Genomic DNA, 12,236 nt, shown 5'->3' with positions numbered 1-12,236 from the left:
TTATCCGGGCAAATTACAAAATAGCATTCAAAAATTGATGAATAGAAAGGTAACGCGGTAAAAAATATATCTTTGCAGATCGTAATTATGGAAAAGAAAGTAAGAGTAAGATTTGCCCCCAGCCCAACAGGCGGGTTGCATTTGGGTGGTGTACGTACCGCTTTGTTTAATTATTTGTTTGCTAAGAAACACAATGGAACCTTCATCCTTAGGGTAGAAGATACCGATCAGACGCGCTTTGTAGAAGGTGCAGAAGAATATATTGTTTCTTGTCTGAAATGGTGTGGCATGTCGCCGGATGAAAGTCCGCAGACAGGAGGCCCCTTTGAGCCATATCGCCAGAGCGAGCGTAAGGCCACTTACAAACAATATGCAGACCAGCTGATTGCTGATGGTTATGCTTATTATGCTTTCGATACGCCGGAAGAACTGGATGTCAAACGTAAGGAGATTCCTAATTTCACTTATGGATTGTCTACACGTGGGGAAATGAGAAACTCGCTGACTTTAACGGAGGCAGAAGTGACTGCGCTTTTAGCAGAAAATACACCTCATGTAGTGCGCATAAAAATGCCTGCAAACGAAACGGTTTCTTTTACGGATCTGATCAGAGGACATGTTAGTTTTGACACCAACCTGGTCGACGATAAAGTTTTATTAAAAGCGGATGGAATGCCTACTTACCACCTTGCTGTTGTTGCCGATGATAAAGCAATGGAAATCAGTCACATCTTCAGAGGTGAGGAATGGTTGCCATCTGCACCTATACATATTTTGCTTTGGAGATACCTGGGCTGGGAAGATGTGATGCCTCAATGGGTACATTTACCTTTAATCCTGAAACCAGATGGAAATGGAAAGTTAAGTAAACGTGACGGAGACCGTCTTGGTTTCCCTGTGTACGCGCAAAACTGGACTGATCCTAAAACCGGCGACCTGACCAAAGGATTTAAAGAGCTGGGCTTTATGCCGGAAGCTTTCGTGAACTTACTGGCCATGCTGGGTTGGAATGATGGAACGGATCAGGAGATTTTCTCTATGGCCGATCTGATAGAAAAGTTCTCCGTAGAACGAATCAGTAAAGCCGGTGCTAAGTTTGACTTTGAGAAAGCCAAATGGTACAACCATGAGTGGATTAAAAATGCGGATGCAAAAACGCTGTTGCCAATTGTAAAAGATGCTTTTGCTGCCCAGGGAACGGAGATTAGCGAAGATGACTATCTGGAGAAGGTCATTGACCTGATTAAAGATCGTTGTCACCTGTTAACCGACTTTATTCCACAGAGTGCTTATTTTTTTATTGCACCTCAGGAATATGATTTGCCTGCTGTAAAACCAAAATGGACGGCCGAAAAAGCGGAATTTTTCAACGCTTATACCAGCCTGATTTCAGATGGACTACCGGCTACAGCGTTGGAAGAAAAGTTCAAGGAACTGGCTGCAACGCATAATTTTAAAGCTGGAGAGCTAATGCTGCCTTTTAGAATTATGTTGGTTGGTGGTAAATTCGGACCTGGTGTATTTGACATTGCAGTCGCACTTGGAGCAGAAGAAACGATCCGGAGAATAAAAAATGCGGTAACCGCTTTTGAATAATCCGGTGTTTTTCGTTTAAATTGGTATAACAATTGTCCCAGATTTTTGTAAACCAATTTAAACGAAATTTATATGCAGTGGTTCGGTAAAGGAAGTGGAAATATTGAAGATGGGAGAGGGAAGCCCAGTGGTGGGGTAATAGGAGGAGGAATAGGTATCCTTGTGGTAATCGTTGGCCTTTTCTTCGGGCAGGACTTAACAGGTTTGGTGAGTCAGTTGCCTTTGGGCGATGTCGGCCAAACAGAAATAAAAAAGGGCGACCCTACAGATAAAGAAGGGAAGTTCGTAAATGGGGTGTTAGAATCCACCAACCTGGTTTGGGAACAGCAGTTTGCTGAAATGGGCAAAACCTATGAGAAGCCGGTAATGAGGCTTTTTACAAATAGTGTCTCTTCTGCCTGTGGAAATGCAAGTGCTGCAGTAGGCCCTTTTTATTGTCCCGGGGATCATAAAGTATATATCGACCTGAGCTTCTATCAGGATTTACAAAACCGCTTTGGTGCTGCCGGAGATTTTGCACAGGCCTATGTCATTGCACATGAGGTTGGACACCATGTCCAGAACCTGCTGGGGATTTCAGAAAAAATGCAGCGCATGAGGGCTCAGCTCAGCGAAAAAGAATACAACCGTTTATCAGTTAAATTGGAGCTGCAGGCAGATTTCTTTGCCGGACTTTGGGCAAATCATGCACAGAATTTAAAGGACTTTAGGCTTGAGGAAGGTGATATCGATGAAGCACTCACTGCTGCAAATGCAATCGGTGACGATAAATTGCAGAAACAAGCTCAAGGTGAAGTCGTTCCCGATGCATTTACGCATGGAACCTCCGCTCAAAGAATGTTCTGGTTTAAGAAAGGTTTTGAGACCGGAGACATCAAACAAGGGGATACTTTTAATTCAAGCCAGCTTTAATTTCCTGTTTTCAAATAAAACGGACATGAGGACGGGGCGCTCATCATATAATACCTCCCTGTGCGTTTAATTTGAAGAGAACCTGCAAGCTATTTGCAAGTTTTTTGATATAAAGGAAGTCTAAACATCTTTTATTCTTCAAACTTGTATAACTTTAGCATTAAACTATTGCACAATTATGCATTGGCAACTGAGAGATTCAGCAGCCTTATTTATTTTTAATAATGATACTAATTGTAGATGATACCCCCGAGAACCTGATCTCATTAAAAAAGGTTCTGGAGAAAAATAATTTTGAAGTAGATACCGCATCATCAGGAGAAGAGGCCTTAAAAAAAGTTCTTAAAAATGAATATGTACTGATCATTCTTGATGTACAGATGCCAGGTATGGACGGATTTGAGGTAGCTGAGGCCATTTCCGGCTATAGTAAAGCCAGGGAAACAGCCATCATCTTTCTTTCTGCCGCCAATACGGAGAATAAATTTATTACCAAAGGGTATTCCTCCGGCGGACTTGATTATATTACCAAGCCCGTTGATATGGACATTCTGCTCTTAAAAGTGAAAACCTTTTATCGCATATATGAACAAAGCCGGAAACTGATTGAGATTCAGAAAGCATTGCTGGATGAGATTGAGTTTCGGAAACAGGCAGAGCGGAAAAAGGACGAATTTATCAGTATCGCCAGTCATGAACTGAAAACCCCGTTAACCAGCGTTAAAGGATATGTCCAATTACTCGAAAGAAGTATTGATAAAGGCGATGTTCCGACCTTAAAAAAGCATTTGCTGAAAGCCCAGATACAACTGGAAAAGCTCAATGAGCTGATTACAGATCTACTCGATATCTCAAAGATCGAAAGTGGCAAGCTGAAATTCAATAAACAGCCATTTATGATGGACGCTCTGCTGGATAGTGTCACAGACATCATTCATCAGTCAAACCCTGAATTTAAAATTATTAAAACCGGAACAGCCAAAAGGGAGATCTGTGCTGATGAGATGCGAATCGAGCAGGTAATTATTAATTTTTTAACCAATGCGATCAAGTATTCTCCGGGAACAAGTGAGATCCATATCAAAGTGGAAGAACGTGGAGAGCACATCTATGTTGGTGTTAAAGATTTTGGAATTGGCATCAATGCCGATCAGCAAAAGAATGTATTTGAAAAATTCTATAGGGTAGAAGAAACGGCCATCCACTTCCAGGGATTGGGGATCGGACTTTATATCTCCGCCGAAATTATCAGAAGACACAATGGTGAAGTAGGGGTGCAGAGTATCCCTGGGGAAGGATCAGAATTTTATTTTAGTATTCCATTACAGTCTACCTCCGAGACGGATTAAAACTACAAAACCTTAGTATGCAAAATAAGCAAAAATCTTTAAAAGGAAACCTGCGCGTTGGATTAGGGCTGTCGCTGCTCTTACTGTTTATCAGCTCGCTGGCTTCTTACAATAGCATCAGAAGTCTGATCAGGAGCTCAGAAATGGTGCAGCATAGCAATGAAGTCATCAATGGCTTAGAAGAGGTGATTTCCACGCTGAAAGATGCAGAAACGGGGCAACGCGGATTCCTCTTAACAGGTGATCAGGTTTTTTTAGACCCTTATAACGGAGCCACAGAACGCTCCGTGTCGCTGCTGGAAAATGTGGGCAGCCTGACCCGGGATAATCCTGTTCAGCAAAAAAAGATAACGAGGCTAAATGCGCTCATTAATGAGCGCATGAAAATCCTGGAAAATACCATTGCGATCAAAAAACGGGGAGGAAACGTCACCGTAGCAGAACTGCTTAATGGTAAAACCTATATGGACAGTGCCCGTGCAGTGATCAAAAGCATGGAAACGGAAGAAAAGCGACTGCTGGAAGACCGTACTTCCGATTTGAATAAACTGGCTGGTTATACCCCAATCCTCATTGCCATTGCTGCGCTATTGGCCATTCTGATTACCATTTTCTTTTACCGCAGGGTTTCTACCGACTTCAATGAAAGACTGAAACTGGAAGATGAGCTGAAAGAGATCAATAAGGAAATTGAACGGAGAGTGAAGATGATCCGTGATCTTGCCGCACAGATTTCAAAAGGAGATTACCACGTCAGACTGGATCAGGATCAGAAAGATGACCTTGGAAAAGTAGCCGTTTCGCTGAATTCCATGGCAGAATCTCTGCAATATTCTTTCGCTTTGCTGGAGGATAAAGAATGGTTGCAATCAGGAATTGCAAGCCTGAACGATCAGATGGTGGGTGAAAAGAGTGTTCCTGAACTTGCAAATGATATTTTAGAAAGCATTGTTGCGCATACGCGAAGCCATGTAGCTGCCTTCTACTTGTTGGAAGAGGAAACCCGGCTGGAGCTGATTGCGGGTTATGCGCTGTTGAATCGGGAGAAGAAAAAACTGCTGAAAGAGGGAGAAGGCCTCGCCGGACAGGCCTGGAAATCTGCAAAACAGATCCTGATCAACGACATTCCTGATGAAGAGCTGACGATCAGTTATGCCGCCGGGAATACCAGGCCAAAGAACGTGGTTGCCGTACCCGTATTTCGCAATGAGCAAGTGGTCGGCGTAATAGAGTTAGGCTCTTTGAATACCTTTAGTCCTTTGCAACTTGAATTTCTGCACAACATTTCTGTCAATATCGGAATCGCTATCCATGTTTCCCAAAACCGGAAAAAACTACAGGAATTTCTGGAAGAAACCCAGGCACAGGCAGAGGAATTACAGGCACAACACACGGAACTGGAAGGACTGAATGCAGAACTGGAAGCGCAAACTCAAAAGATTCAGACTTCTGAAGAAGAATTAAGGGTACAGCAGGAAGAGCTCTTGCAAAGCAATCAGGAGCTGGAAGAACGGACCAGCCTGCTGGAAGAGAAGAACCAGCTGATCCAGGAAAGAAATATGGACATTCAGCATAAGGCTGAGCAGCTGCAACAGAGTACAAAATACAAATCCGAATTTTTGGCCAATATGTCTCATGAGCTGAGAACACCTTTAAATTCGATCCTGTTGCTTTCTAAGCTGATGTCAGATAATAAAGATCTGGATGAAGAATACATTGAATATGCGGAAGTGATTCAGAGCTCCGGCCAGGGATTATTGGCATTGATCGATGAAATCCTTGACCTTTCCAAGATAGAGGCTGGTAAAATGAAACTCGAGTTTGCAGAAGTTAGTATGAGGGAAGTTTCTACCGACATGCGGTCGCTTTTTGCACCAGTGGCCGAGCATAAGAAGCTGCAGTTGATGGTGGAAATAGCAGAAAACCTGCCAAACATCCATACCGATAAAATGCGCCTTGAGCAGGTGTTGAAAAATCTGCTTTCCAATGCGATTAAGTTCACCAGCCAGGGAAAGGTAAGTTTGACCATTAAAAAAGACGATTCCAGTAAGTTCATGCTCTTTAAGGTTACGGATACCGGAATTGGTATTCCTGCAGATAAACAGGGGTTAATCTTCGAGGCTTTCCAGCAGGCAGATGGCTCTACCCGTCGCAATTTTGGTGGTACAGGTCTGGGCTTGTCTATCAGCAGGGAGCTGGCCAAGCTATTGGGCGGTGAGATTGAACTGAGCAGCAAGGAGCATGTAGGAAGTGAGTTTACCCTTACTTTACCTGTAAAACAGGTGGATGCCATCAAAAATGTCCTGGAGGAAGAGCTGGTCAGCCCGGCACCTTATATCGAAGCCGTCGTGGAAGCGAAGGAAGAAAGATTTACTGTCGATAAGATTCCTCAGGAAATTGAAGACGACAGGCATGACATTCAACCGGGAGATAAGGTGATTCTGATCATTGAAGATGATACCAATTTTGCCAAAACGCTTTTAAGTTTCACCAGAAAAAGAAATTATAAAGGAATTGTAGCCGTAAGAGGGGATGCAGGTATTGAGCTGGCCAACTTATACAAACCTTTGGCCATACTATTAGACATTCAGTTGCCCATTAAAGACGGTTGGCAGGTGATGGAAGAATTAAAGTCTAATCCGGCAACGAAACCTATTCCGGTACACATCATGTCTTCGCTGGAAGTAAAGAAAGAAAGCCTCCTGAAAGGGGCGGTTGATTTTATCAATAAGCCAGTTGCACTGGAGCAGATGAAGAATATCTTTCAGAAACTGGAAGACGCCTTGAGCCGTTCCCCGAAAAAAGTGCTGATTGTGGAAGAAAACAAACAACATGCGGAGGCATTGAGTTACTTTTTAAGCAATTATAACATTCAGACAGAAGTGGTCAATAATGTCGGACAAAGCATCGGCGCACTCCATAAAAAGGAAGTAGACTGTGTCATTCTGGACATGGGCATTCCGGATAAGAATGCTTATGAAACTTTGGAAACGATCAAAAAGAGCGAAGGACTGGAAAACCTGCCTATCATCATTTTTACCGGTAAAAACCTTTCTAAAGGGGAAGAAATCAGAATCAAACAATATGCCGACTCTATTGTCGTAAAAACCGCACATTCTTATCAGAGAATTCTGGATGAAGCAGGGCTTTTTCTACATCTGGTAGAGGAAAAACAGACGGAAGGAAAGGCTAAAAAACCAATATCCGACCGGCTTGGCGGCCTGTATGAAGTGCTGAACAATAAAACAGTACTGATTGCCGATGATGATGTCCGGAATATCTTTTCGCTCACCAAAGCTCTCGAGCAACATAAAATGAAAGTGCTGGCCGCTACAGATGGAAAAGAAGCCCTCCAGATCCTCAAAGAAAACCCATTGGTAGATATTGTGCTCATGGACATGATGATGCCGGAGATGGACGGATACGAGAGCACAAGGGAAATCAGAAAGATCAGTGCTTACAAACATTTGCCTGTTTTAGCTGTTACAGCCAAAGCAATGATGGGAGACCGGGAGAAATGTATTGTAGCAGGAGCCTCCGATTATATCTCTAAGCCCGTAGACATCGACCAGTTGATTTCTTTGCTCAGGGTTTGGCTTTACGATAAAATTTAAATAGAATATTCACCGTATTTTGAAATATATGGCCGATAATAAAATACTAATAGTAGACGACGATAACAGGAACATTTTTGCCCTGTCAGCTGTATTAAAGTCAAAAGGATATAAATGTGTCTCTGCAACCGGAGGTGAAGAAGGCCTTGATCTTTTGAAAAAAGAGAAAGGTATCGCAGTGGTGCTGATGGACATGATGATGCCGGGAATGGACGGATATCAGGCGATGGCAGAAATGAATGACCATCCTGAACTGAAAGACATTCCGGTGATCGCCGTGACGGCACAGGCCATGGTGGGCGATAGAGAGCGCTGTATCAATGCAGGTGCAGTTGGCTATGTCTCTAAGCCAATAAATGTAGAGGAATTAACCCGGTTACTCACCCAGTATATCTAACGAAATTTGGAATTACCTGTTGTGAATGATGAACAAGTCGAAATCCTGCTTTCCGATCTTCTGGAACAATATGGTTACGACTTTACCGGATATTCCAGAGCATCATTAAAAAGAAGGATCATCAGGCTTTATTCCCTGGATAAGGCCCTTAGTTTTGCCGAATTTCGATATAAGGTGAACAACGATCCTGCCTATTTTAAGCGTTTTGTAGAACAGATCACGGTAAACGTGACCGAAATGTTTCGCGATCCTCAGTTCTTTAAAACATTGAGAGAAACCGTTCTTCCGAAGCTTGGAACTTATCCTTTTATCAGAATCTGGCTTGCGGGCTGTTCGACCGGGGAAGAAGCGTATTCCATTTCCATCGTTTTAAAGGAACTGAACCTCCTGCATAAATCACTGATCTATGCGACAGATTTAAATCCCTCAGTCCTGGAAAAGGCTGCTCAGGGAATGTTTGCATTGGGGCAGATGAAACAATATTCCGAAAACTATATTGCTGCCGGCGGAACAATGGATTTCTCCGGGTATTACAGTGCGAATTATTCCCTTGCAAAGTTTGACGATGAGCTGAGGCGCAAAATCATATTCTCTACACACAACCTGGTTTCGGATCATTCCTTTAATGAATTTCAGCTGATCCTTTGCCGGAACGTTCTGATTTATTTTGACCGGGACCTTCAGAACAATGTACTGGAATTATTCGACGAAAGTCTGGAAGATCTGGGCTATCTGGCCTTGGGAACAAAGGAAACGATAGACTTTTCGCCGGTCAACAAGAAATATAAACGACTGCCTGCTCATAAAATATGGAGGAAAGTTAGCTGATGAGCACCTGTGACGCATTTATTATAGGAGGTTCTGCGGGAAGCCTGGATGTACTGTTAAAAGTCCTTCCGGAGATTCGTCCTGATCTTCCTTTTCCAATAATCATTGTGATCCACCGAAAGCATGGTGCAGATTCGCTATTGCCTGATCTGCTGTCTTCCCGGACCAAGCTCATTGTAAAAGAAGCAGATGAGAAGGAAAAAATTGTTGCAGGAACAATATATATTGCGCCTTCAGATTATCATCTTTTGATCGAAATGGACCGTACCTTTTCTTTGGATTACTCTGAAAAAGTAAATTATTCCAGGCCGGCAATAGACGTTACCTTTCAAACTGCTGCGGAAGCCTATAAAAATAAACTGGTCTGCCTGTTGCTTTCCGGTTCAAACGCCGATGGTGTAAAAGGGCTGAAAACAGTGAAAGCATGGGCTGGAAAGGCGGTTATTCAGGATCCGGACTCCGCACAAGTTGCTTACATGCCTGAACAGGCAAAGAAACACGTTGAAATAGATCGCATTTTGCGCATAGAAGATGTTGCAGAATTTATAAATTTACTGCGCTAGATTATAAAAAAATAAATGGGGAACTCAAAAAAGGTTTTTGTATTTGATGATAACGCTGACATATTAGAGTTATGCACGATTATCCTGGAAGATGCAGGATTTGAGATTAAAACATCATCCACTTCTAATCAGATTGTAGATCAGGTGATGGCCTATATGCCGGATATCATTTTTATGGACAATTGGTTGCCCGATGTCGGAGGAATTGATGCCACCAGGGAGCTGAAAGGAAATCCGACTTTAAAAGGCATTCCTGTGATTTATTTTACGGCCAACAACGATGTAAAGTCATTGGCCGAACAGGCGGGAGCTGATGGCTATTTATCGAAACCATTTGACATCCAGGAGCTGGAGAACATCATCAACAAACACCTGGGAATCTAGAAACCTTTAATTCTTCATTCTACCTTTTTCTTCTTCTACTCCGGTAGCCCTTTTCCTTGCGGGTTTAAGCTCATTCTTGCCAAATTTGTAGGACAAGGTGATTCTCGCCACACGGGTTTCATTTTTCTGGTGAAGCTTGTAGCTGAGTCCCGGATAGGTACTGCCTAAGCGCGTAACCTGGGTATTAAAAACATCACTTAAAGCAAGTTTAATATTGATTTTCTTATCCATCAATGACTTGCTCATGCCAATGTCAATGCCATGACGTTCTCCAATCGATAAGGTTCCGTATTCCAATGGAGATTCATACCTCACACTCAGTTCTGCATTCAGATCCGGATTGATGATAAAAGTATGCTGTGATTTAATGACAAAAGAGCTTTTGGAGGTATTTAAGGGTTTCCCTGCCAGATCCGGAGTACTAAATTTCAAATGGAACAGATTGAGGTTGTTATTGGTTTGCCACCATTTAAACAGGCCAATGGGCATATTGAAATTCGCTCCGTAAACAATGTTCCTGGCAAGGTTGGCATTGGTCTGGAACAACGCCTTTTTTTCTTCATTGGGCAAGAGTACTTCCGTAATGACATCTTTCACTACACTATAATTCAGGCTAAGAGCATAACGTTTAAGCGTGTAATTTGCTTCAAAATTGTGGGTATACTGAGGGTTAAGGAAGGGATTTCCCTGGTTATAAGTATACTGGTCAAGGTAATAGATAAATGGGTTCAGGGCGTCATAGCTTGGACGGTCTATTCTTCTGCTGTAAGATATACCGATTGTCTGGTCTTTAGTCAGCGTTTGATTGACGAATATACTGGGAAAAAAGTCCAGATATGATCTTTTGGTAACCTTATTTTCTGTAATGGAATTCCCTTTGGAATTGGTCTGTTCTGCTCTTAATCCCAATTGAACACTGGTGGATTTAAATTGTTTGCTCAGGTTAAAATAGGCTGCATTCACGTTCTCGTCATAGATGAACTGATTGCTGCGGAGCGGATCATTTTTCCATTCACTGCCTTTCAGCTCTTCCGCGATAAAATTATTGTCCGTTTCTACCGAGCTGCTTTTAATTCCGGTTTCCAGTTTCAGGGTCTTATTGAGGGGGAGTGTATAATCCACTTTAACCGCTTTAATGTTAATCCTTGAAGGACTTTGGTTCCTCAGAAAACTGGTTGGCTTAAGTTCTGCCCCATCGGCGTATATAAATCGGTTGACATAATTGGCATCGTCGCCGGAGTGGTAACGTGAATAATCCAGATCCGCAGTAATTTCCTGTCCGGAGGTATCCAGGACAGATTTGTAATTCAGGTTATAAGCATAATTCTGATAATTGCTGTGAATGACGTTTTTGGCGAGTACCGCAGAATCAGGCTGACTGAAAGAGCGCCCAATCCAGGTATTATTGTCCATCAGGTCATCCGAGGTATTGGCATAACCACTGAATAAAACCCCCAGTGTATTGTTTTTATTCAGGAAAATATCCATTCCAGCCTTAAAATTATGACTGTCATTCTTCCGCAGATCGGTCGATGATTGTGCAAAATAGGTTTTTGGAGCACCCTCCTTTCCGGAAATACGGTCGATGGTCATATCCTGGTTCCTTTTGGTTCCTCCGAAATTATAGTTTCCAAAAAGATTTACCTTTTCCGAACGGTGGTTTAAGTTTAAACTGGCATTTTCATTCAGATTTTGACCATAGCCTAAGGTTCCGGAAAGGCTTCCATTGGTTCCCCCATTTTTACTTTTCCTGGTTTTAATATTGATGATGCCCGAATTTCCTGAAGCTTCATATTTTGCAGATGGGTTGGTAATCAGTTCAATACTTTCTATTTGCGAACTTTGCATGCTTCTCAGCAGGTTGCTGACATCCGCGTTGCTCATATAAGTTTGCTTTCCATCGATCTGAATCATTATCCCCTGTTTACCTTGCATAGAGATGTTGTCATTCTGATCTACAGTGACACCCGGAGCCTTTTGGAGAACTTCCAGAGCGTTGCTTCCTGTCATTAAGCTGCTGTTCTCTACATTCATGATCAGTTTGTCTGTTTTTCGCTCAAATAAAGGCTTTGTAGCGGTGATTTTAACCTCGCTGAGGTCTTCCCTGAATTTAAACGGAGGTCCCGGAGCGTGATATGAAGGTTTTTGGCATCTATTTTAAAAAGGTTGCTTTTTGACGTAGAATAACCCATCAGGGATGACTTTACATAATAATTTCCAGGTTTGATTTGCAGAAACTGAAATTTTCCGGAAGCGTCTGTAATGGCTGACTTCACAAGGGAGGAATCTGCCTGGTTAAACAAGGCAACTGTGGCATAGTCCAACGGTTTTTTTTGTTCATCGGTAACTGCTCCTATAACGGTAGCCTGAACCTCAGTATCCTGTGCTAAAGCTATTCCTGAGCCGATAAAAAGAAAAAATAGGTTTAAGTAAAATGTTTTCATGAGTTCTGGTCTGTTTAAAAAAAGCACATGAAAATCCCTATAGCGTAAAATCACACTCCATATTAATGAAGAAAAGTTAGGGCTGTCTGAAAATCAGAGGGTTCCTGGTGCTGCTATAGATAAGACAGGAACAAAACTCAAACGTTACA

Annotated in this window: 10 protein-coding genes; 8 read left to right on the top strand and 2 right to left on the bottom strand. The window is 42.4% G+C overall.

All coding sequences use genetic code 11. From position 1 onward, the window contains the following. Positions 1-87 precede the first annotated feature (87 nt). The 8 genes from gltX (at position 88) to BLQ87_RS23450 (ending at position 9,643) form a co-directional block, all read left to right on the top strand. Positions 88-1,596 carry a glutamate--tRNA ligase gene (gene gltX / locus BLQ87_RS23485; protein ID WP_074611370.1) on the top strand — a complete coding sequence of 503 codons (1,509 nt, stop codon included), beginning with the start codon at positions 88-90 and terminating at the stop codon, positions 1,594-1,596. Between the two features lie 72 nt (positions 1,597-1,668). Further along, positions 1,669-2,508, top strand: a complete 840-nt coding sequence (gene ypfJ, locus BLQ87_RS23480; RefSeq protein WP_074611369.1) for a KPN_02809 family neutral zinc metallopeptidase — start codon at positions 1,669-1,671, stop codon at positions 2,506-2,508. Between the two features lie 224 nt (positions 2,509-2,732). Further along, positions 2,733-3,857, top strand: a complete 1,125-nt coding sequence (locus BLQ87_RS23475; protein WP_074611368.1) for a hybrid sensor histidine kinase/response regulator — start codon at positions 2,733-2,735, stop codon at positions 3,855-3,857. A 17-nt stretch (positions 3,858-3,874) separates the two neighbouring features. Further along, positions 3,875-7,471, top strand: coding sequence for a response regulator (locus BLQ87_RS23470; RefSeq protein ID WP_074611367.1), 3,597 nt, complete (start codon positions 3,875-3,877; stop codon positions 7,469-7,471). Between the two features lie 28 nt (positions 7,472-7,499). Beyond that, complete coding sequence (locus tag BLQ87_RS23465; protein ID WP_074611366.1) at positions 7,500-7,868, top strand: response regulator; 369 nt, start codon at positions 7,500-7,502, stop codon at positions 7,866-7,868. Between the two features lie 6 nt (positions 7,869-7,874). Continuing rightward, complete coding sequence (locus BLQ87_RS23460; RefSeq protein ID WP_074611365.1) at positions 7,875-8,696, top strand: CheR family methyltransferase; 822 nt, start codon at positions 7,875-7,877, stop codon at positions 8,694-8,696. After that, the gene (locus tag BLQ87_RS23455) at positions 8,696-9,259 is read left to right on the top strand and encodes a chemotaxis protein CheB (RefSeq protein WP_074611364.1); all 564 of its coding nucleotides are present in this window, start codon (positions 8,696-8,698) and stop codon (positions 9,257-9,259) included. The genes BLQ87_RS23460 and BLQ87_RS23455 overlap by 1 nt, the downstream gene beginning before the upstream one ends. A 15-nt stretch (positions 9,260-9,274) precedes the next feature. Further along, the gene (locus BLQ87_RS23450; protein WP_074611363.1) at positions 9,275-9,643 is read left to right on the top strand and encodes a response regulator; all 369 of its coding nucleotides are present in this window, start codon (positions 9,275-9,277) and stop codon (positions 9,641-9,643) included. Between the two features lie 6 nt (positions 9,644-9,649). Here BLQ87_RS23450 and BLQ87_RS23445 read toward each other — a convergent pair whose 3' ends face one another. Both BLQ87_RS23445 and BLQ87_RS23440 read right to left on the bottom strand, forming a co-directional pair. Further along, entirely contained in the window at positions 9,650-11,677 is a 2,028-nt protein-coding gene (locus BLQ87_RS23445) for an outer membrane beta-barrel family protein (protein ID WP_074611362.1), read from the bottom strand. A 2-nt stretch (positions 11,678-11,679) separates the two neighbouring features. Beyond that, entirely contained in the window at positions 11,680-12,087 is a 408-nt protein-coding gene (locus BLQ87_RS23440; protein WP_074611361.1) for a carboxypeptidase-like regulatory domain-containing protein, read from the bottom strand. Positions 12,088-12,236: the final 149 nt, after the last annotated feature.

It is taken from the genome of Pedobacter steynii (assembly GCF_900103665.1).
Lineage (GTDB): Bacteria > Bacteroidota > Bacteroidia > Sphingobacteriales > Sphingobacteriaceae > Pedobacter > Pedobacter steynii.
This window is presented reverse-complemented; position numbering and strand designations above follow the sequence as displayed.